The organism is Streptomyces sp. NBC_01006 (assembly GCF_045162725.1).
Classification (GTDB): domain Bacteria; phylum Actinomycetota; class Actinomycetes; order Streptomycetales; family Streptomycetaceae; genus Streptomyces.
The window spans coordinates 5,084,427-5,105,354 of record NZ_CP108700.1; the positions used below are offsets into that span (position 1 = coordinate 5,084,427).

Below are 20,928 nucleotides of genomic sequence, written 5' to 3' on the forward strand. Positions count from 1 at the left end.
ATCATCGTAGGACGGGGAAGGGCCCCGCGGCCGGAAGCCGCGTGATCACCCGAACGGGCGAGGGCCCCGCCCCCCCGGTGCGGAACCGGGGTGCGGGGCCCTCGTACGACTGACTGCCGGGCGGTCAGAAGCGGCGCGTGATCAGCGCGCGCTTGACTTCCTGGATCGCCTTCGTGACCTCGATGCCGCGGGGGCACGCGTCGGTGCAGTTGAAGGTCGTGCGGCAGCGCCACACGCCGTCCTTGTCGTTCAGGATCTCCAGCCGCTGCTCGCCGGCCTCGTCACGCGAGTCGAAGATGAAGCGGTGGGCGTTGACGATCGCCGCCGGGCCGAAGTACTGCCCGTCGTTCCAGAACACCGGGCACGACGAGGTGCACGCCGCGCACAGGATGCACTTCGTGGTGTCGTCGAACCGCTCGCGGTCCTCCGCCGTCTGCAGACGCTCACGCGTCGGCTCGTTCCCGTTGGTGACGAGGAACGGCATGACGTCGCGGTACGCCTGGAAGAAGGGCTCCATGTCGACGACAAGGTCCTTCATCACCGTGAGGCCCTTGATGGCCTCGACCGTGATCGGCTTCTCCGGGTTGATGTCCTTGATCAGCGTCTTGCAGGCGAGCCTGTTCTTGCCGTTGATCCGCATCGCGTCGGAACCGCAGATGCCGTGCGCGCACGACCGGCGGAAGGTCAGCGTGCCGTCGAGCTCCCACTTGATCTTGTGGAGACCGTCGAGCACGCGCTCCTTCGGGTCGATCTCGATCTGGAAGTCCTGCCACTGAGCCTCGTCCGAGATCTCGGGGTTGTAGCGGCGGATCCGGAAAGTGACCGTGATGTACGGGGAGGCCGCGGCCGCCTCTTCCATCTTTTCCAGGGTGGGGGTAGCCATCAGTACTTACGCTCCATCGGCTGGTAGCGGGTCGTGACGACCGGCTTGTAATCGAGCCGGACCGAGTCCGAGCCGTCGGCTCCGACCTCGCGGTACGCCATGGTGTGGCGCATGAAGTTGACGTCGTCGCGGTTCGGGTAGTCCTCGCGGTAGTGACCGCCGCGGGACTCCTTGCGCGCGAGCGCGGACACGGCCATGACCTCGGCCAGGTCGAGCAGGTTGCCCAGCTCGATGGCCTCCAGCAGGTCCGTGTTGAAGCGCTTGCCCTTGTCCTGGACGGACACGTTCTTGTAGCGCGCGCGCAGCTCCGCGATCTTCTCGACCGCGGTCTTGATGGTCTGCTCCGTACGGAACACCATCACGCAGGCGTCCATCGTCTCCTGGAGCTCCAGGCGCAGGTCGGCGACCCGCTCCTTGCCCGTGGAGTTGCGCAGGTGCTCGACCAGGTCGACGACCTGCTGCGCCGGGTTCTCGGGGAGCTCGACGTAGTCGTTCTCCTGCGAGTACTTCGCCGCGGCGATGCCGGAGCGCTTGCCGAACACGTTGATGTCCAGCAGGGAGTTGGTGCCGAGGCGGTTGGCGCCGTGCACGGAGACGCAGGCGACCTCGCCGGCCGCGTACAGGCCCGGGACGACGGTGGTGTTGTCCGACAGGACCTCACCCTCGACGTTCGTCGGGATGCCGCCCATGGCGTAGTGCGCGGTGGGCTGGATCGGGATCGGGTCCGTGTACGGCTCGATGCCCAGGTAGGTGCGCGCGAACTCGGTGATGTCCGGGAGCTTCGCGTCGAGCTGCTCCGGCGGCAGGTGCGTCAGGTCCAGGTACACGTGGTCACCGGCCGGACCGCAGCCGCGGCCCTCGCGGATCTCGGTGTAGATGGAGCGCGAGACGACGTCACGGGACGCGAGGTCCTTCATGACCGGCGCGTACTTCTCCATGAAGCGCTCGCCGTCCTTGTTGCGGAGGATGCCGCCCTCACCGCGGGCGCCCTCCGTCAGCAGGATGCCCATGCGCCAGATGCCCGTCGGGTGGAACTGGAAGAACTCCATGTCCTCCAGCGGCAGGCCGCGGCGGTAGCAGGCCGCCTGGCCGTCACCCGTGAGGGTGTGCGCGTTGGAGGTCACCTTGAAGAACTTGCCGGTGCCGCCGGAGGCGTAGATGACGGCCTTGGCCTGGAACACGTGGATCTCGCCGGTGGCGAGCTCGTACGCGACCACACCGGCCGACTTCTTGACGCCGTCCTCCTCGACGAGGAGCTGGTCCAGGACGTAGAACTCGTTGAAGAACTCCACGCCCTCCTTGACGCAGTTCTGGTACAGCGTCTGGAGGATCATGTGGCCGGTGCGGTCCGCGGCGTAGCAGGACCGGCGGACCGGGGCCTCGCCGTGGTTGCGCGAGTGGCCGCCGAAGCGGCGCTGGTCGATGGTGCCGTCCGGCGTGCGGTTGAACGGCAGGCCCATCTTCTCCAGGTCGAGGACGGCGTCGATGGCCTCCTTCGCCAGGATCTCGGCGGCGTCCTGGTCGACCAGGTAGTCACCGCCCTTGACCGTGTCGAAGGTGTGCCACTCCCAGTTGTCCTCCTCCACGTTCGCCAGCGCGGCGGCCATGCCGCCCTGCGCGGCGCCCGTGTGGGAGCGGGTGGGGTAGAGCTTCGTCAGCACGGCGGTGCGGCTGCGCTTCGTCGACTCGATGGCGGCACGCATGCCCGCGCCACCTGCGCCGACGATGACGGTGTCGTACTTGTGGATCTTCATCTTGTTTCGCCTCAGCCCCGTTGCCTAGCGGATGTTCGGGTCGAAGGTGAAGATCACCAGCGTGCCCAGAAGGATGGTGAACACCGTGGCGGTGTAGAGCAGGCCCTTCAGCCACAGCCGCGTGTTGGCGCGCTCCGCGTAGTCGTTGATGACGGTACGCAGACCGTTGGCGCCGTGCAGCATCGCGAGCCACAGCATCAGCAGGTCCCAGACCTGCCAGAACGGGGACGCCCAGCGGCCGGCCACGAAGGCGAAGCCGATCTTGGAGACGCCGCCGTCCAGCACCAGCTGGATCAGCAGGTGGCCGAGGACGAGCACGACGAGGACGATGCCCGAGAGGCGCATGAACAGCCAGGCGGCCATCTCGAAGTTGCCGCGGGTCGAGCGCGGCGTCTTGCCCGTGCGCTTGCGCGGGGCCTCGATGTACGGCGCCGGGTTGTCGACGTCGTAGAGGCTTACGCCCTCCACGTCGCCGATGGCCTGGGCGGAAGAAGTGTCAGAAGACATGAGTGTCACTTCCCGAACAGTTCGGCAGCTGCGTGGCCCAGGACGGGGTACAGGGCCCCGATCATCAGGATGATCCAGACGATCATGACGCCCCAGAGCATCTGCTTCTGGAGGCGGGGGCCCTTGGACCAGAAGTCCACGGCGATCACACGGAGACCGTTGAGCGCGTGGAACAGGATGGCGGCCACGAGGCCGTACTCCAGCAGCGCGACGATCGGAGTCTTGTAGGTAGCCACGACATCGTCGTACGCCTCGGGGGAGACGCGGACGAGAGCGGTGTCGAGGACGTGTACGAACAGGAAGAAGAAGATGAGGACGCCGGTGACTCGATGAGCCACCCAGGACCACATTCCTTCCCGGCCGCGGTACAACGTTCCAGCCGGCACGGAAAACCCTCCGGAAGCGGGGCGGGGGCCAGCCGGCTTCTTTGTCGGTCGGGCCCGGCCGGGTACGGTCCTCCGGCCCCGGACATCGTAGCGACGCTTTGTCGGTTCCCTCGCGCCGGGTCCATCGGTGTGATCAAACAGGCACGGACGGACTATCCCACAGGGGCGAATAGCCCGGAATTCGCAGCTGATACACCGTCTGGGGAGGTCAGCCAATGTGTCAGGTCGGCGAGCCGCACCTGGGCGAGGCGGCGCAGCTCGTCCGCCGAGATCGACCGCTCCTCGTCCGCCTCCAGCTCCATGCGGCGCCGGATGGCGGCCAGCAGCTGGTCCGCCTGCTCCTCCGGCGGGTGCCCGTCCAGGCAGATCACGAAGGCGTGGCCGAACTTGCGCTCGTACTCCGCGTGCGCCGCGTCGAGCGCCAGGAGCGCGGCGTACGGGGCCCCGTGGTCCAGCTCCACCGGGAACTCCGAGGCCAGCGCCTCGCTCAGGTCCGCCTGGGAGAGGTCGTACGAGGCCTCGTCGGCGGCGGCCAGCAGCACGCCCGGATCCGGGTACGGTCGGTGGGTGGCCACCCGCTGCGCCCAGCGCCGGCTCCCGCAGCAGTGCAGCAACACGGCCTCGGCGGCTTCGGGGGAGAGGGCGTTGAACCGCGCCAGTCCGGAGCCGGGGGAAGGATCGGAGCTGCCGCGGGCCTGCGCCGGAAGGTGGCTGGACAGCGGGGGGCTCCTCGGGGCGTGGCTCGGGTCTACCGCCACGCTAGCGACGCCGGGCCGGGTGTGTCGTACCGATCTGAGCTTTTCACCCGGAAGTGAGCCGAAAGGATGACGGGCGTGGCGTGGAAACAGCCTGGTGGGGGAGAGGGGAAGACGACCGAGGCCGCCACCCCCCACAGGAGAGGCCCCGGTCGCCGTCCGTACGGGCTCGTGCGACAAGCCCGTACCCCTGTCAGCGCCGCGAGTGCGTTTTGTGTCACACCCCGCTTCGCGCACGATTGGTTGCTCCCCGTACAACTCGTGGACGAAGGTACTTGAAAGCCGTAACGTGCTGATTTGCGCCACAGGTACAGGACAGTGAAACGGTTGGGGACTTTGCTGGGGGACGACGCGGAGCTGACCGCCGCGGTGCTCGCGGCACAGGGCGGCGACGAGAGCGCTTTCCGTACTGTGTACCGCGCCGTGCACCCACGCCTGCTCGGTTACATACGCACGCTCGTCGGTGACGGCGACGCGGAGGACGTGACCTCGGAGGCCTGGCTGCAGATCGCCCGCGACCTCGACTCCTTCACCGGCGACGCCGACCGCTTCCGCGGCTGGGCCGCCCGCATCGGCCGCAACCGCGCGCTCGACCACATCCGCATGCGCGGACGACGTCCCGCCATCGGCGGCGACGAGACCGAGCTGACGGGCCGCGCCGCCGACAGCGACACCGCCGGCGAGGCGATGGAGGCCCTGTCGACCGGCCGGACCATGGCACTGATCGCCCAGCTTCCGCAGGACCAGGCCGAGGCCGTGGTGCTCCGGGTCGTCGTCGGCCTCGACGCGAAGAGCGCGGCCGAGACCCTGGGCAAGCGGCCCGGGGCCGTACGCACCGCGGCCCATCGGGGCCTGAAGAAACTGGCCGAGCTGCTCGGCTCGGACGGCGGCTTCGCGCCGGAGCCGGATCCTGACTCGGACCCGGCGGGGCCGGTCGGCCATAATGCCGGTGGCCAGGCGCGGGACGGCGGGGGCGGGAGGGATCTCGACGCCGTACCCGCTCAGCGCGGCCGGGGCGCTGGTCTCGTACAGCAAACCGGTGTGACGCATTCACGTTGGCGGACGCAGAAGGACATGTGATGGCCGACGAGCGCAACAGGTGGCTGGACCAGGCCGCGGCGGAACGAGTGCTGCGCGGCGGCCAGGCCGTACCTGGCGGCGACCGGAGCGCCCGCGAGGCGGAGGCCCGGCTCAGAGCCGCCCTCGACATGCTGGCCGGGCCGCAGCCGTGCGCCGGGGTGGAACTGCCCGGCGAGGCCGCCGCGGTGGCCGCCTTCCGCGCGGCGCGCGCCGGGGCCGGGGCTCAGGCGGCGTCCGGGGCATCGATGGCCTCCGGGGCTCCGGCACTTTCCGCGATGTCCGCGCCGGCCGGCGGCGACACCTCCCCCCTCGTGGAACTCGGCAGGATCCTCCCCCTCGCAGCCCCCGTGTCCACGGCCCGGCGCAGCCGCCCGGTGCGGTTCGGGCTCGTCGCCGCGCTGGCGGGCGTCGCCGTCGGAGGCCTGGCGGTCGCCGCGGGGGCCGGCCTGCTGGACCGGAGCACGCACGACTCGGCGGGTCCCATACCGGCGGTGTCCCTCAGCGCCGACGAGAACCCGACGCCGCCCGGCGACACCGGGGGCCCGACTCCGGGCCCGCAGCTGCGGCCCACCCCCTTCCGGGGCGCCGACGGCGTGCAGCCCACCCCGGGCGGCGGGTCGACGCCCGGCGGCCTGGACTCGGGCGCGCTGCAGGGATTCGGAACCGGGACGGGAACCGGCCCCGACGCGGCGTCCGGCGGCGGCGCCGACAAGGACGGCGAGGGCACGAAGGGCGGCAAGGACGCGCTCGCGGGCGGGACCACCTCGCTGAAGGACGGCCAGACCCGCATCAAGGCGGTGGACCTGTGCGAGGCCTACCGCTCGGGGGAGATGACCTCGGACCGCCGCGAAAGGCTCTCGAAGCTGGCGAAGGGCCTCGCCCGCATCCCGCACTTCTGCGAGGACCTGCTCGACGGGCCGGCCAGGAGCACCACCCCGACCGTTCCGCGCGGTTCGGACACCGGGGGCGACGTACTGGAGGCGCCGACGCTCACCCCGGCCAGCCCGGACGTGTCCGCTCCGGTCCGCCTGCCGTCGCGCTGAAGGTCCGAAGGTCCGAAAGTCTGAAAGCCCGACGGCCTGACGGCTGTTTCCGGCCATCCTTCGGGTGGTCTTCGGGCGGTCCGTACGGGCTCACCGTGCAGGTTCCGGCCGTCGGCATGAACGGGCTGTAACACTTTTCGAACCTGCGGCGCAGTACATATCGAGCCGACTGGTCATCGGCCGCGCATGAGCCGGGGTTCCCCCCGTACCCCTGGGCTCTGCGCACCCGGCGCGGGCGGGGTTCGTTCCCCCGGCCCTGCCCGCGCCATTTACTTCACCGACCGGATCACCGGGATCATCGGAGTCACCGGGATCGCCGGCACCGCCCGGCCATCGGGGATCACCAGTAGACGACGACCTTGTCGCCGACCTGCACCTGCTCGAACAGCGACGCGAGCTTGCCCTTGTCCCGGACGTTCACGCAGCCGTGCGAGGCGCCGGCGTAACCGCGGGCCGCGAAGTCGGCGGAGTAGTGCACCGCCTGGCCCTGGCTGAAGAACATCGAGTACGGCATCGGCGTGTGGTAGATCGTCGACGTCCAGTCCTTGGCCTTCCACTCCACCTTGAACTGGCCCTCTCGGGTCGGGGTGTTCTCGGAGCCGAAGCGGACGTCCATCGTGGAGACGACCTTGCCGTCGATCATCCAGGCGAGCGTGCGGCTCTCCTTGCTGATGCACATGACGCGGCCCGTCATACAGCGCGGGTCCGGCGCGTCGACCTCGTTGACGGTCGGCGGGCGCAGCTCGTCGGCGGTGGGCTTCTTGCTGACGCTCTGGATCTTCTTCCAGGTGGCGTCGTCGACGGCGCCCGAGGCCGTCAGGCCGTTCTTCGACTGGAAGGACTTGACCGCGGCGGTCGTCTTCGAGCCGTAGAAGCCGGTCGGGGCGACCGTCATGTACTTGAGCTGCTTCAGGCGGGCCTGGAGCTCGCGCACCTGCTCGCTCTCGTCGCCGTTCGCCATGATGGCCTTGACGGTCGGCGAGGGGGACGCGGACGGCGAGGCCGACTCCGAGGCGGACGGCGACGGCGACGGCGAGGGGGAGGCGTCGGCGGGCTTGTTGTCCGTCGACGGGGAACTCTCGGGGGTGGAACCCGCCGCGGACGCGGACGGCACCTTGGAAGCGGAGCCGGCCGGCTCCGTCTTCTGCGGCCCGCAGGCGGTCGCGGCGAGCGCGACGGCGGTGGCCACCCCGAGCGTGCGGACTATGACTCTCTGGCGAAGCATTGCGGTCCCCCGTTTTCTACGTCGTGTATGTAGGTGATGCCTGACGGGCGTGGACAGTTGCAGACGATCCAGGGATGTTGCGCCATTGTGACCAGCGGCCGTCAGACGACAGCCGGAGCCGCCGCGGGGAGTTGTATCAGCCCCGAGCCCATTTGCTCCATGGAGGGTTTGGTCACATGGCCAGTACCGAGAGTGGGATTCCGATCGAACCCGTGTACGGGCCGGGAGATCTGACGGGGTGGGATCCGGGGGTCAAACTGGGCGAACCGGGGGCGTATCCGTACACGCGAGGTGTCTACCCGAGCATGTACACCGGCAAGCCGTGGACCATGCGGCAGTACGCCGGGTTCGGGACGGCGGCCGAGTCCAACGCCCGGTACCGGCAGCTCATCGCCGGCGGCGGCACCGGACTGTCGGTCGCCTTCGACCTCCCGACGCAGATGGGGCACGACTCCGACGCGCCCCTCGCGCACGGGGAGGTCGGCAAGGTCGGCGTCGCCGTCGACTCCGTCGACGACATGCGGGTGCTCTTCGACGGGATCCCGCTCGACCGGGTCTCCACGTCCATGACGATCAACGCCCCGGCGGCGCTGCTCCTCCTCATGTACCAGCTCGTCGCCGAGGAGCACGGGATCGCGGGCGCGCAGCTGACCGGAACCGTGCAGAACGACGTGCTCAAGGAGTACATCGCGCGGGGCACCTACATCTTCCCGCCCGAGCCCTCGCTCCGGCTGACCGCCGACACCTTCAGGTACTGCAAGGCCGAGATCCCCCGCTGGAACACCATCTCCATCTCCGGCTACCACATGGCCGAGGCCGGGGCCTCGCCCGCGCAGGAGATCGCCTTCACGCTGGCGGACGGGATCGCCTACGTACGGACCGCGCTGGCCGCCGGGATGGAGGTCGACGAGTTCGCCCCGCGTCTCTCCTTCTTCTTCGTCGCCCGCACCACGCTGCTGGAGGAGGTCGCGAAGTTCCGGGCCGCGCGCCGGATCTGGGCCCGGGTCATGCGCGAGGAGTTCGGGGCCCGCAACCCCAAGTCGCTGATGCTGCGCTTCCACACCCAGACGGCAGGGGTGCAGCTGACGGCGCAGCAGCCCGAGCTGAACCTCGTACGGGTGGCCGTGCAGGCACTGGCGGCGGTGCTGGGTGGCACCCAGTCGCTGCACACCAACTCCTTCGACGAGGCGATCGCCCTGCCGACGGAGAAATCGGCGCGCCTCGCGCTGCGGACCCAGCAGGTGCTCGCGTACGAGACGGACGTGCCGCACACCGTCGACCCCTTCGCGGGCTCGTACGCGGTGGAGCGGATGACGGACGAGGTCGAGGAGGCGGCGCTCGCGCTGATGCGGCGGGTCGAGGACCTGGGCGGGGCGGTGGCCGCGATCGAGGCCGGCTTCCAGAAGGGGGAGATCGAGCGGAACGCGTACCGCATCGCGCGGGAGACGGACGGCGGCGAGCGCGTGGTGGTCGGGGTCAACCGCTTCACGCTGGAGCAGGAGGAGCGGTACGAGCCGCTGCGCGTCGACCCGGAGATCGAGAACCGGCAGCGCCAGGCGCTGGCGGCCCTGCGAGCGGAGCGCGACGGCGAGGCGGTGGCGGCGGCGCTGGGCACCCTGCGCGAGGCGGCGGCGGGCACGGCGAACGTGCTCTATCCCATGAAGGAGGCCCTGCGCGCCCGCGCCACGGTGGGCGAGGTCTGCAACGCGCTGCGGGAGGTGTGGGGGACGTACCAGCCGGCCGATTCCACCTGGTGAAATGCGGGCGACGACAGGTGCGTCCTTGTGGGACACTCCTGCCCATGCTGGGTGTCACCGATCTGCCGACCTATCTCGTCGGGCTCATATTGATCATTTTGCTGCCGGGGCCGAACTCGCTGTACGTGCTCTCCGTCGCGGCGCGCCGCGGGGTGCGGACCGGGTACAAGGCCGCCGCCGGGGTGTTCACCGGCGACGCCGTCCTGATGGTGCTCGCCGCCGCCGGGGCCGGGGCGCTGCTCCAGGCCAGTCCGGTGGCCTTCGGCATCGTCAAGCTGCTCGGCGCCGGGTACCTGACCTGGCTCGCGGTCGGGATGATGCGCGGGGCGTGGGCGCTGTGGCGCTCGCGGGCCGAGCGGGACGAGGTGGCCGAGGCCCCGGCGCCTGGCGAGGCCGCCGAGGGGGAGCGGCCGTACCGTCGGGCGCTGCTGATCAGCCTGTTCAACCCCAAGGCGATCCTGTTCCTCGTCTCCTTCTTCGTGCAGTTCGTGGATCCCTCGTACGCCTACCCGGCGCTCTCGTTCCTGCTGCTGGGCGCGCTGCTCCAGTTCGGCAGCTTCCTGTACCTGACCCTGCTGATCTTCAGCGGGACCCGGCTGTCCGCCGCCTTCCGCCGCCGCAGGCGGCTCTCGGCGGGGGCCACCTCGGCGGCGGGCGTGCTCTTCCTCGGCTTCGCCGCGAAGCTGGCCGTCAGCTAGGGGGTGTGCCGAGGGCCTTGCGAAGGCGCGGGCCCAGCGGGCGTTCCACCCCGCGGTGGACCGCCCAGGCCAGCGCCAGTATGGCCGCCACCGTCAGCGCGAACACCGCCCCGGGCGGCAGCCCCGCCCGGCGGTGCAGGGCGGCGATGACCAGCCAGCCCAGGTGCTCGTGGACCAGGTAGAAGGGGTACGTCAGCGCCCCGGCCAGGGTCAGCCACCGCCACCCGGGCCACCCGGCCCGTCCGCCGAGCCCGCCGCCGAGGCGGCCGAGCCCGCCGCCGAGGCGGCCGAGCCCGCCGCCGAGGCGGCCGAGCGCCACCAGTGCCACCGCCGCGAACCCGGCCGTGACCACCGCGATGATCACCACCGCACTGCGGTACGAGAAGAACCGCGGGTCCGGCGCGTGCCACAGCCCCGCCACCGCGTAGTGCTGCCCGAGCAGCCAGCCGGCCAGGGCCACCGCCCAGGCGAGCCGGTCCCGCCGATCGCGGTGCACCAGGTAGAGGCCGATGCCGCCGATGAAGAACGGCGCGTACTGCGGCATCAGCGCCTGGGCGAGGAACCCCTTCCCGCCCGGGTCGGCCGCGTCCGCGAGGACCGCCGCCAGCATCCAGCCGGCGCAGAACAGCAGGGTCCGGCGGCGGCCCCCGCCCGGCAGGACGACGCAGAGCGCGAAGAGCACGTAGAACCGCAGCTCCGCCCAGAGCGTCCAGCACACCCCGAGGACCCGCTCGGCCCCCAGCGGCTGCTGGAGCATCGTCAGGTTGACCAGGAAGTCCGACACCGGCACGGCCCGGGCTGCCACCGCGACCAGGACCAGCGCCACCCAGTACGCCGGGTACAGCCGGGCCGCGCGCGAGGCGGCGAAGGCGCGTACCGAGCGCCCCTCGGCGCTCAGACAGATCACGAAGCCGCTGATCACGAAGAAGATCTGCACCCCGAGGCAGCCGTACGCCAGCCAGGGCGCGGCGGCGGGGAACAGCTGCCGCGGCGAGGCGCCCCAGGCGTCGGCGATCTGCCCGCCACGGCCGCCGTAGTGGTACCCGGCGACCATCAGGGCGGCGAGCAGCCGTAATCCGTCGAGCGCCCGCAGCCGCCCGGCCGCCCCCGCCCCCGCGGCCCGCTCCCGGACCCGAGGGGCGGGGACCGCGGCCGCGTCGGCGGTCGCCGTCACCGCGGGCGGGCCGCGCGCAGCCGCTTCAGCCGGCGGACCACGCGGCGGACGGCCGGGCTGTGCGGCAGGAAGGACAGCTGGGCCGGGATGCCGCCGGGCAGCCCGAGGGTGGTCAGCCGGCGGCGCTTGAAGTAGCGCCAGGTCCGGTCGTCCAGATGCGCGGCGAGGTAGCGCTCGGCCTCGGTGCGGCGCGAGGCCAGGATCTGCGGCTGCATGGTGAACCCGACGGCGGTGAGCAGCCCGGTCAGCCGCTCCCCGTTCTCCTCGGGGCCGGGTGCGGTCCACCCGGCGACGGCCTCGGCGTCCGCGAGGGCGGGCAGGGTCGCGTCCACGATCGTGAGCGGGATCCGGTTGCTGTTCTGGTACGGGGTGAGGCGGGCCAGTATGGCCTCGGTCCCGGTGCGCGCCACCGGCAGCCCGTACAGGGTGGCGGCGGTCAGCAGCCCGGTGGAGAAGCAGCCGACGACCAGAGCGGGGCGCAGCCGCTGGTAGAGGGTTTCGGCCAGGACCGGGGTGGCCATGACGGTGAGCCGGGCGCCGAGCCGTTCGGCCTCGGCCTCGGCGCAGCGCGAGTACGCGGCGGGGGCGCTGGGGTGCGGTTTGAAGACGAGCTCGCGGTGGCCGAGGGCGTGGGCGCCCCGGACCATCTCCACGTGGAGCTCCTCCTCTTCCTGCGGGGAGAGGAGTTCGAGCGCGGAGAGGTACTGGCCGAGCAGCAGCGCGGGGGCCTCACCGACGCCGTCCAGCTCGGGCCCGTAGGAGGGGAGCTCGGCGAGCACCTTCAGGAACTCGGGGGTCGGGACCAGCTCCGGACGTACGTCGAACTCGGTGAGCAGCAGCGGTTCCAGACCCGGCACCAGGTCCAGGTGCAGGACGCGGCGCACGCGCATGCCGAGCTGCGGGTCGAGGCGGAAGCGGGTGGGTCCGTAGCTCATCAGCCCGTCGGCGTAGACGTCCACGGCGGCGCCGGGGAACAGCGTGCACAGGGTCCGGGCGGGCGGGACCTGGATCGACTCCACGATGATCTCGACGCGGTCCTCGCCCAGTCCCCAGACCGCCCGGAGCTGCCGTTCCCACAGCGGGACGTCCTCGGCGCGCGGGGCCCAGGCGCTCGGGTGCTGCGGGGCGATGGCGGCGTTCCAGTCGAGCACCTCGTCGAAGCGGGTGCGCAGCGCGGCGAAGCCCGGCATGTCGGCGAGACCGGGGGAGACCTCGGCGGTGAGGGCGTGGTTGCTGGTGAGCAGGATGCGGCGGCCGGCCGGCGGGAAGCTGCCCGCGTCGATGCCGGCGGCGAGCGTGGCCGTCCCGTAGAGCGTGGAGGCCAGGAAGATCTGCGTGCAGGGGAGGGTGTCGTGACCGGCCATCAGAGCGCGGCTCCCGCTCGTGCGGGTCGGCGGCGCAGGCGGCGCAGCACTCCGGCGCGGTCGGCGTCCATCGCGTTCAGGGCCTGGTCCAGTACGTCCTGGGGCATGCGTCCGAGTGCGGCCGCGCTCATCGAACGGAGTTTCTTGGCCACGGCCGGTTCATACCTTTCGATGGACCCGATGTGGTGCGCGATAATTGCACAATATGTTCGGACGGCTTTCGGAAGCAGAAGATCACTTTCCCGGTCTTCGGCCGTATCGGCCAGAACCTGGTCGAAAGCCTTGATGAAATCGAGCTGGCGCTCGTCCTTGATCTGCGTGAGCGAGGTCGCGACCCCGCGCCGGTAGAAGATCCCCGGCAGCCCGACCGCCGCGAACGACTCCGCCCCCCGGTGCAGGCGCCAGATCCACGGGCGGTCCTCCGCCGTCCGCAGCCCGTCGGTGAAGTGCAGCAGTCCGCGGTCCAGCAGCCGCCGGTGGTACATGCCGGCCCAGGCGTACGGGTAATCGACCGAGGTGGCCCGCGAGGAGGGCAGGATCCCGGCGCGCGGATCGCCGACGACCAGCTGCGGACCGTACGGGACGCGCTGCACGCTGCGGGTGCGGCCGGTCACCTGGACATGGTCGTTGCGGACGAAATCGCAGCTCAGAGCCTCTATGACGGCCAGGGTGCGGGCCAGGTGGCCGGGCGCCAGCCAGTCGTCGCCGTCCAGGAACGTGACGTACTCGCCGCGGGCCGCGTCCAGGCCGGTGTTCCGGGCGGTGGCCAGGCCGCCGTTCCGTTCGTGTCTGAGGAGCACCGCCCCCGGCAGCTCGCGCGCCGCCCGCTCCAGGAGTTCGGGCGTGCCGTCCGTCGAACAGTCGTCGACGAGCAGGAACTCGAAATCGTCCCGGGCGTTCAGTTCGAGGCTTTTCAGGGCATCCGGTGCGTATGTCTGCACGTTGTAGAACGGCACGACAACAGAGAGCTTGAGCACCCGCGAGACATTAAGGCGTTGGTCGGCATTCACCATGGCCCGTACGCGGATTCCATGTGAACGAAGCGGGGCGGGCGCGTTAACCGGTGCGGTTTCGCATGACGTAGACGGGTTGTTAACCCGCTGTTGTGCATTCGTTGGGCCGATCACCGAAATTGCGGAATAGCTTCTGCCGGGTGCCAGCCAGTAATCGCGCAGCATCCCGTAGTCATCCTCGGACTGCCCTCCGCGTCGCCGTACTCGCCGATTCCGATACGCGATGGAAATGGGGCGCACTCACCGCCCGCCGCCTGGCGGCGCAGCCGCACCTCACCGGATTCCTGCTCCGCGGCCGGGCCACCCCGACCGCCCGCCAGCTCGGCGAAGTGGGCGTCCGGGCGGACCGGCTCTCCGAGGTGACCTGCACTCAGTTCCTCGCGGAGATCGAGCGCGAGAAGTACGACGTCGTCGTCCTCGCCCTCGTCGGCGGGGCCGTCCAGGCCGTCCTGCACGGGGTACGCGCGCTGTGGCCCGAGCCGGCCGACCGCCCCGTGCTCGTCACCGGGTACGTGGGCGTCGTATACGAGAAGCTCGCCGACGGGCTGCTGCTGCGCCACGGGGCGGACCTGGTCCTCGCCAACTCCCGGTACGACGCCGGACGCTTCCGCGCGGTGTACGAGGGCGTCGGCGCGGACGCCGGCGCCGTCACGGAGACGGCGCTGCCGTTCCTGGACGGAGCCGCGTACGAGAAGGCCGGCGCCGGCGCGCACACCGTGGTCTTCGCCGTCCAGCCCTCCGTCCCCGAGAGCCGCGCCGACCGCGCGTACCTGCTGGAGCGGGCCGCCCGGCACGCCCGGCTGCACCCGGAGCGCGAGGTGCTGATCAAGCTGCGCAGCCGGCCCGGGGAGCACACCACGCACCTGGAGGAGCAGCCGTACCAGCGGCTCGCCGAGCGGGTCCCGGGCGGACTGCCCGCCAACTGCCGCCTGGTGTACGGGAACATGGGCGAGGTCCTGGACGGTACGGACCTGCTGGTCACCGTCTCCTCCACGGCCGCCCTGGAGTCCCTGCACCGCGGGATCCCGACGGCGGTCCTCACCGACCTCGGCATCCGCGAGGTGCTCGGCAACCACCACTTCCTCGGCTCGGGCTGCCTGGCCTCCTGGGACCAGCTCGACGCGGGCCTGCTTCCGCAGGGCGACCCACAGTGGCTGGCCGACCAGGGCGTGACGGGTGCGTCCGGCGCCGGCGACCCCTTCGCCGCCGCGCGCGAGCGGCTCGGCGAACTGCTGGACCGTCCGGTGCTCCCCGCCGTCGCCCCCTACTACACACAGGTCACCGCGCCCGGGTACCTGCCCGGCATCCTGGCCCGCCACCACCTCGCCCCCGACGGGACCCCGCTGCCCGGCGCCGTCCGCGAGAGCGGCGGGGAGTCCCGGCTGCGCCGCTGGCTCCGCTCGCACCTGCGCGAGGCCGCCCGCGGTGCGTACCGGCACGGCGTCCAGCGCGTGGCCCCGATGATCCGCCGGATGGGGGAGCTGTGAGCCCCCGCGCGAACCCGGCCGCGAACCCCGCCGCCCGCCCCCGCGTCCTGGCCGTGATCCCGGCCCGCGGCGGCTCCAAGGGGGTCCCGGGGAAGAACCTCGCCGAGGTGGCCGGCGTCCCGCTCGTCGTACGGGCCGTCCAGGCCTGCCGGGGCGCGGACACCGTCACCGACGTCGTGGTCTCCACCGACGCCGCCCCCATCGCCGAAGCCGCCCGCGCCGCCGGGGCCGACGCGATCCGCCGCCCCGCGGCGATCTCCGGGGACACCGCGAGCAGCGAGGCCGCCGTACTGCATGCGCTCGACGCCTTCGAGGAACTGCACTCCCTCACCGTGGACGTCGTCCTCCTCGTCCAGTGCACCAGCCCCTTCCTGACCTCCTCCGACGTCGAGTCGGTCGCCGCCGCCGTCGCCACCGGCGCGGCCGACTCGGCCCTGACCGTCGCCCCGTTCCACGGCTTCCTGTGGCGGGAGGCGGCCGACGGCGCCGGGGCCGGAGTCAACCACGACAAGGCCGTCCGCCCCCGCCGCCAGGACCGCCCCCAGGACCTGCTGGAGACCGGCGCCGCCTACGCCATGGACGCCGCTGGCTTCCGCGGCGCGCGGCACCGCTTCTTCGGGCGCACCCTCCCCGTCGCCACCGACCCCGCACGGGTCCTGGAGATCGACGACCCGCACGACCTCGCGCGCGCCCGCCTCCTCGCCCCCCTGTTCACCTCCCCTCAGCACCCCCACGCACCGAACGAAGGACCTCTTCTGCCATGACCGTCGCCACCCCCAACTCGCGCCTGCGCACCTTCGGCTCCCGCACCGCCGGCCCCGGCCGCCCCGTGTACGTCGTCGGTGAGATCGGCATCAACCACAACGGCGACCTCGGCAACGCGTTCGCCCTCATCGACGCCGCCGCCGAAGCGGGCTGCGACGCGGTGAAGTTCCAGAAGCGCACCCCGGAGATCTGCACCCCGCGCGACCAGTGGGACATCGAGCGCGACACCCCCTGGGGCCGGATGACGTACATCGACTACCGCCACCGCGTGGAGTTCGGCGAGGCCGAGTACCGCTCCATCGACGAGCACTGCGCCAAGCGGGGCATCGACTGGTTCGCCTCCCCGTGGGACACCGAGGCCGTCGCCTTCCTGGAGAAGTTCGACGTCCCCGCCCACAAGGTGGCCTCCGCCTCCCTGACCGACGACGAGCTGCTGCGCGCCCTGCGCGCCACCGGCCGCACCGTCGTCCTCTCCACCGGCATGTCCACCCCGAAGCAGATCCGCCACGCGGTGGAGGTGCTCGGCAGCGACAACATCCTGCTCTGCCACGCCACGTCGACGTACCCGGCCAAGGCGGAGGAGCTCAACCTGCGGGTGATCAACACCCTGCAGGAGGAGTACCCCAACGTCCCGATCGGCTACTCCGGCCACGAGACGGGCCTGCAGACCACCCTCGCGGCCGTCGCCCTCGGCGCCACCTTCGTCGAGCGCCACATCACCCTCGACCGCGCCATGTGGGGCTCCGACCAGGCCGCCTCCGTGGAGCCCGGCGGCCTCGCCCGCCTGGTCCGCGACATCCGCACCATCGAGACCGCCCTCGGCGACGGCATCAAGCGCGTCTACGACTCCGAGCTCGGCCCCATGAAGAAGCTCCGCCGGGTCCAGGGCGAGCTCGCCTCGGTCTGACCCCCCGGTCCTGCCCCGGTCCGGGCCGCGGTCCGACCCCGCGGCCCGACCCCGCGGCCCGTCCGGTCCCCCGTTCGGTACGACGCCCCGCCCCCGCCCCTGACGAGGAGTACGTGGTGACCCCCTCTGCCTCCAGCCTGGCTTTCGTCGAGAGTCCGGTCCAGCTCCTGAACGTGCTGGAGTGGGCGCACGCCGAAGCCGCGTCCGCACCGGGCGGTGCCCCGCTGCTCGACGCCGTCCCGAGCCAGCCCAGCCGCGCCGCCGCCCGCGGCCCGGCGTCCGGGGGCGCTGCGGCGGTCGCCGGCACGGGCCCGGCCGACCGCTCGGCCGGTGCGTCGTCCTGGCTGCGGATCGTCGTACTGCCGCCCACCGACCCCATGTCCCGCGGACAGCTGCGCCGGATGGCGGGACTGGCCCGGGACGAGGGGTACGAGGTCGTCTGGCAGGAGGCCCGCGGCGGCCGGCTCGCCCCGCTCAAGGCGCTCGCCGCGCTCGCCAAGGACGTTCGCGCGGCCCGCCGGGTCGTCGTCGGCGACCCCTTCTCCCGGTACGTGCAGCTCCTGCTCACCCTCGTACGGGCCGAAGAGCTCGTCGTGGTCGACGACGGCACCGCCACCATGGAGTTCGTCGCCCAGACGGCCCGCGGCGAGCGGCTCGTACGCTGGCACCGGGTCGGCGGGGGCGGCCTGCCCGGCCGCGTCCGCGAGCTGGCGTACGCGCCGGTCTCGGCCACCGCCCGGCGCCGCTTCACCCCGGCCGCGGGCACGGGGCGGCGCGTCGAGGTGTTCAGCTCGATGCCCGTCACCGTCCACGGAGAGATGACCCTGCGGGTCAACGAGTTCGCCTGGACCCGCGCCCGGTTCGGTCCGCCGCGCCTGACCAAGGGCACCGACCTCGTCGGCACCTCCCTCGTGGAGACCGGAGTGGTCGACCCGGCCCGCTACCTGGACGCCGTACGCGCCCTGACCCTGGAGCACGGCGCCACCCGCTACTTCGCGCACCGCCGCGAGTCCGCGGAGAAGCTGCGCAAGCTCAGCGAGGCGACCGGGCTGGAGATCGTCCGTCCGGACCTGCCGCTGGAGCTGATCGCCCGGCGCGGACCGGTCGGCCGCACGATCGTCAGCTTTCCGTCCACCGTCGTCCACACCCTGCCGTACGCGCTGACCGGAACCGGTGTGACCGTCGCCGTATGCGATGTCGACCCGGCCTGGCTCACCGGCTCCGCCTCGCCGCGGGCCCGCAGCTTCCTCGCAGGGGTCACCGAGACCGCCCGTGATGTGCACAGACTCCCTGCCCAGACGGCCTCTGCGGCCGGATGAGCGCGCGAGTTTACCCCCGGGTGCATCCGGTCATGCGTCCAGAGGTCTGGTTTTTTTCCCCTAACGGCATGAACTTTTGGTGATCCACAGCCAGTTGGGCCATTCGTGCGCCTACCCTTCAACGGGTGAACCAGTTGATGTCCCGCGAGTCCCAGACCGCCCTGCCCGGCACGCCTGACCGGCCCGAGCTGCCCGGCAAGATTCCGGACCACCTGCCTGCCGAACTGATCGAGTTCCGCCGGGACTTGCACATGCACCCCGAGCTAGGACACCAGGAGTTCCGCACCACGGCGGCGATCAAGGCCCGGCTGGAGAAAGCGGGGCTGCGGCCCCGCGTACTGAAGTCCGGAACCGGCCTGATCTGTGACGTGGGCACCTGGGACGGGGGCCGGCCGATGCTGGCCCTCCGCGCGGACATCGACGCCCTGCCCATTCCGGACGCCAAGACCCACGTGGCGTACCGCTCGACCTTCCCGGACCGCGCCCACGCCTGCGGCCACGACGTGCACACCGCCGTCGTCCTCGGCGCCGGCCTGGTCCTCGCCGAACTCGACCGGCAGGGTCTGCTGCCCCGCCCGGTACGGCTGCTGTTCCAGCCCGCCGAGGAGGTGCTCCCCGGCGGAGCCACCGACGCCATCGCCTCCGGGGTCCTGGACGGCGTCGGCCGGATCATCGCGGTGCACTGCGACCCCCGGGTCGACGCCGGGAAGATCGGACTGCGTACCGGCCCCATCACCTCCGCCTGCGACCGGCTGGAGATCGCGCTGGCCGGCCCCGGCGGGCACACCGCCCGGCCGCACCTGACCACCGATCTGGTGACCGCCGCCGCCCGGGTCGCCGTCGACCTGCCGGCCGTACTGTCGCGCCGGATGGACGCCCGTTCGGGCATGTCGATCACCTGGGGCCGGATCGAGGCCGGGCACGCCTGCAACGTCATCCCGATGCACGCCGAGCTCTCCGGAACGATCCGCTGCCTGGACATCAACGCCTGGCACGAGGCGCCCGATCAGATCCACGCCGCGATCGACGAGATCGCGGGGATGCACCGGGCCAAGTCGGAGATCACGTACGTGCGCGGGGTGCCGCCGGTCGTCAACGACCCGGTGGTGACCGAGCTGCTGCGCGAGGCGATGGCGGCCCGGCTCGGCAAGGAGTCGATCGAGGACACCGAGCAGAGCCTCGGCGGCGAGGACTTCTCCTGGTACCTGGAGCACGTGCCCGGAGCCATGGCCCGGCTCGGCGTGCACACCCCGGGCGCGAGCGCCAAGAGGGACCTGCACCGGGGCGACTTCGACGTGGACGAGTCCGCGATCGGGGTCGGCGTGGAGTTCTTCACGGCCGCCGCACTGCTCGACGGACGGCGTACCAGGCCTGTGGGATAGAGATCGGGCAAAAATTTGTACAACATCTGAGCGCGCCCCGTCACACCTGTCCAGCCCTTGGTACGCAAGGGCTGGACGCATGGGGAGTTACCGATCGGTCACTGTCCGATTCACGACGATCCGATAACGACTCATGAACGGCCCTTTAACTGACATCTACGCGCGTTACGATCGCCGCGAAACCAGCGCCGGTCGTGGCGCTTCGGTCAGGTTTTGAAGGAGCCTCCCCTTGCGCCGGATCACCAGGATCGCCACCGTGGGCATCGCGTCCGCGGCGCTGGCCCTCTCGGCCACCGCCTGTGGCGGAAAGAAGTCCTCGGACACCTCGTCCTCCCCGTCCTCCTCCTCTGCTTCCGCGAAGTCGATCGCCCTCGCGTACGACATCGGCGGCCGTGGCGACCAGTCGTTCAACGACGCCGCCTACGCCGGTCTGCAGAAGGCCGAGAAGGAACTGGGCGTCAAGGGCAGCGAGGCCGAGCCGACCGAGGGCGAGGGCGAGGCCGACAAGGTCCAGCGCCTCACCGAGCTCGCCCGCAAGGGCAACAACCCGGTCATCGGCGTCGGTTTCTCCTACGCCCCGGCGATCAAGAAGGTCGCGCCGAAGTTCCCGAACACCACGTTCGGCATCATCGACGACACCTCGGTCACCGGCCCGAACATCGCCAACCTGGTCTTCAACGAGGAGCAGGGCTCCTACCTGGCCGGCGTCGCCGCCGCCAAGGCCTCCAAGACCGGCACGGTCGGCTTCATCGGCGGTGTCGAGGTTCCGCTGATCAAGAAGTTCGAGGCGGGCTTCACCCAGGGCGTCAAGGACACCAACCCGAACGCCAAGGTGCTGAGCCAGTACCTGACCCAGCCGCCGAACTTCGACGGCTTCTCCAAGCCCGACCTCGGCAAGGCCGCCGCCCAGGGTCAGCTCGACGCCGGCGCCGACGTGATCTACGCCGCTGCCGGTCTCGCGGGCTCGGGTGCCATCGAGGCCACCGCCGGCAAGGGCAAGTGGGCCATCGGCGTCGACTCCGACCAGTACAACCAGGCCGGTCTGTCGAAGTACAAGGACCACATCCTGACCTCGGTCACCAAGGACGTCTCCGACGCGGTCTTCAATGAGATCAAGTCGGTCCAGGACGGCAAGCCGGCCACCGGTGAGATCCGTTACGGCCTGGACAAGGACGGCGTCGGCCTGGCCGACTCCAACCCCGAGTACAAGAAGATGACCGACCTCACCGCCGCTGTGGAGAAGGCGAAGGCCGACATCATCGCGAAGAAGATCACCGTCAAGACCGCGCCGTAAGGCATCGTCTGACGTGCGATAAGTGGTCTCCGGGGTCCGGGAAGCGGTCTCTACCGCTCCCGGGCCCCGCCCCTGTTCCGTGTCGCTTGTGGCCACTTGGCCGCAAGTTTTCACTTTCGACAGTGCTACGCGCGT

18 protein-coding genes and 1 pseudogene are annotated in these 20,928 nt (G+C 71.2%); 10 read left to right on the forward strand and 9 right to left on the reverse strand.

The window, feature by feature from the left end:
* Nucleotides 1-124 precede the first annotated feature (124 nt).
* From OG509_RS23380 to OG509_RS23400, 5 genes are all read right to left on the reverse strand, one after another.
* A complete protein-coding gene (locus OG509_RS23380) occupies nucleotides 125-883 on the reverse strand; it encodes a succinate dehydrogenase iron-sulfur subunit (RefSeq protein ID WP_406184414.1) in 759 nt (252 codons plus the stop codon).
* Nucleotides 883-2,637, reverse strand: coding sequence for a succinate dehydrogenase flavoprotein subunit (gene sdhA, locus OG509_RS23385; protein ID WP_406184416.1), 1,755 nt, complete (start codon nucleotides 2,635-2,637; stop codon nucleotides 883-885). Before sdhA ends, OG509_RS23380 begins: the two co-directional genes overlap by 1 nt.
* A 24-nt stretch (nucleotides 2,638-2,661) precedes the next feature.
* Nucleotides 2,662-3,144, reverse strand: coding sequence for a succinate dehydrogenase hydrophobic membrane anchor subunit (locus OG509_RS23390; protein WP_030154905.1), 483 nt, complete (start codon nucleotides 3,142-3,144; stop codon nucleotides 2,662-2,664).
* Between the two features lie 5 nt (nucleotides 3,145-3,149).
* Nucleotides 3,150-3,530 (reverse strand): succinate dehydrogenase, cytochrome b556 subunit, encoded by a 381-nt coding sequence (sdhC, locus tag OG509_RS23395; protein ID WP_078988574.1) that lies wholly within the window; start codon nucleotides 3,528-3,530, stop codon nucleotides 3,150-3,152.
* A 152-nt stretch (nucleotides 3,531-3,682) separates the two neighbouring features.
* Nucleotides 3,683-4,288: a 2-oxo-4-hydroxy-4-carboxy-5-ureidoimidazoline decarboxylase gene (locus OG509_RS23400; RefSeq protein ID WP_406184417.1), complete on the reverse strand. Its 606-nt coding sequence runs from the start codon at nucleotides 4,286-4,288 to the stop codon at nucleotides 3,683-3,685.
* 333 nt (nucleotides 4,289-4,621) lie between these two features.
* On the opposite strand from OG509_RS23400, the gene OG509_RS23405 reads away from it, so the two are divergent.
* Both OG509_RS23405 and OG509_RS23410 read left to right on the forward strand, forming a co-directional pair.
* Nucleotides 4,622-5,365, forward strand: coding sequence for an RNA polymerase sigma factor (locus OG509_RS23405; RefSeq protein WP_406187653.1), 744 nt, complete (start codon nucleotides 4,622-4,624; stop codon nucleotides 5,363-5,365).
* The gene (locus OG509_RS23410; protein ID WP_406184418.1) at nucleotides 5,365-6,408 is read left to right on the forward strand and encodes a hypothetical protein; all 1,044 of its coding nucleotides are present in this window, start codon (nucleotides 5,365-5,367) and stop codon (nucleotides 6,406-6,408) included. Before OG509_RS23405 ends, OG509_RS23410 begins: the two co-directional genes overlap by 1 nt.
* Before the next feature lie 340 nt (nucleotides 6,409-6,748).
* On the opposite strand, the gene OG509_RS23415 is transcribed toward OG509_RS23410, so the two are convergent.
* A complete protein-coding gene (locus tag OG509_RS23415) occupies nucleotides 6,749-7,633 on the reverse strand; it encodes a peptidoglycan-binding protein (protein ID WP_406184419.1) in 885 nt (294 codons plus the stop codon).
* A 176-nt stretch (nucleotides 7,634-7,809) separates the two neighbouring features.
* On the opposite strand from OG509_RS23415, the gene OG509_RS23420 reads away from it, so the two are divergent.
* Together OG509_RS23420 and leuE are read left to right on the forward strand one after the other, a co-directional pair.
* On the forward strand, nucleotides 7,810-9,390 hold the full coding sequence (locus OG509_RS23420; protein ID WP_406184420.1) for a methylmalonyl-CoA mutase: 1,581 nt from the start codon (nucleotides 7,810-7,812) through the stop codon (nucleotides 9,388-9,390).
* 44 nt (nucleotides 9,391-9,434) lie between these two features.
* Nucleotides 9,435-10,088: a leucine efflux protein LeuE gene (gene leuE, locus OG509_RS23425; protein ID WP_406184422.1), complete on the forward strand. Its 654-nt coding sequence runs from the start codon at nucleotides 9,435-9,437 to the stop codon at nucleotides 10,086-10,088.
* Here the strand turns inward: leuE and OG509_RS23430 are convergent.
* From OG509_RS23430 to OG509_RS23440, 3 genes are read right to left on the reverse strand one after another with little or no spacing between them, the layout of a single operon-like run.
* Entirely contained in the window at nucleotides 10,081-11,262 is a 1,182-nt protein-coding gene (locus tag OG509_RS23430; RefSeq protein ID WP_406184423.1) for an acyltransferase family protein, read from the reverse strand. The two genes, leuE and OG509_RS23430, sit on opposite strands and share 8 nt — an antisense overlap.
* On the reverse strand, nucleotides 11,259-12,626 hold the full coding sequence (locus tag OG509_RS23435; RefSeq protein ID WP_406184424.1) for a polysialyltransferase family glycosyltransferase: 1,368 nt from the start codon (nucleotides 12,624-12,626) through the stop codon (nucleotides 11,259-11,261). Before OG509_RS23435 ends, OG509_RS23430 begins: the two co-directional genes overlap by 4 nt.
* Nucleotides 12,626-13,603 (reverse strand): glycosyltransferase family 2 protein, encoded by a 978-nt coding sequence (locus OG509_RS23440; protein WP_406184426.1) that lies wholly within the window; start codon nucleotides 13,601-13,603, stop codon nucleotides 12,626-12,628. Before OG509_RS23440 ends, OG509_RS23435 begins: the two co-directional genes overlap by 1 nt.
* A 176-nt stretch (nucleotides 13,604-13,779) precedes the next feature.
* On the opposite strand from OG509_RS23440, the gene OG509_RS23445 reads away from it, so the two are divergent.
* The 6 genes and pseudogenes from OG509_RS23445 (at nucleotide 13,780) to OG509_RS23470 (ending at nucleotide 20,793) form a co-directional block, all read left to right on the forward strand.
* Nucleotides 13,780-15,126: a DUF6716 putative glycosyltransferase gene (locus tag OG509_RS23445; RefSeq protein ID WP_406184427.1), complete on the forward strand. Its 1,347-nt coding sequence runs from the start codon at nucleotides 13,780-13,782 to the stop codon at nucleotides 15,124-15,126.
* Nucleotides 15,123-15,851, forward strand: a pseudogene (locus tag OG509_RS23450) (cytidylyltransferase domain-containing protein); the annotation flags it as partial. The gene OG509_RS23445 and the pseudogene OG509_RS23450, both read left to right, overlap by 4 nt.
* 35 nt (nucleotides 15,852-15,886) lie before the next feature.
* Complete coding sequence (locus tag OG509_RS23455) at nucleotides 15,887-16,798, forward strand: N-acetylneuraminate synthase family protein (protein WP_030154928.1); 912 nt, start codon at nucleotides 15,887-15,889, stop codon at nucleotides 16,796-16,798.
* Between the two features lie 116 nt (nucleotides 16,799-16,914).
* A complete protein-coding gene (locus OG509_RS23460) occupies nucleotides 16,915-18,117 on the forward strand; it encodes a hypothetical protein (RefSeq protein WP_406184428.1) in 1,203 nt (400 codons plus the stop codon).
* Between the two features lie 137 nt (nucleotides 18,118-18,254).
* Nucleotides 18,255-19,499, forward strand: a complete 1,245-nt coding sequence (locus OG509_RS23465; protein ID WP_406187654.1) for an amidohydrolase — start codon at nucleotides 18,255-18,257, stop codon at nucleotides 19,497-19,499.
* 229 nt (nucleotides 19,500-19,728) lie between these two features.
* Nucleotides 19,729-20,793, forward strand: coding sequence for a BMP family protein (locus OG509_RS23470; protein ID WP_406184429.1), 1,065 nt, complete (start codon nucleotides 19,729-19,731; stop codon nucleotides 20,791-20,793).
* Nucleotides 20,794-20,928: the final 135 nt, after the last annotated feature.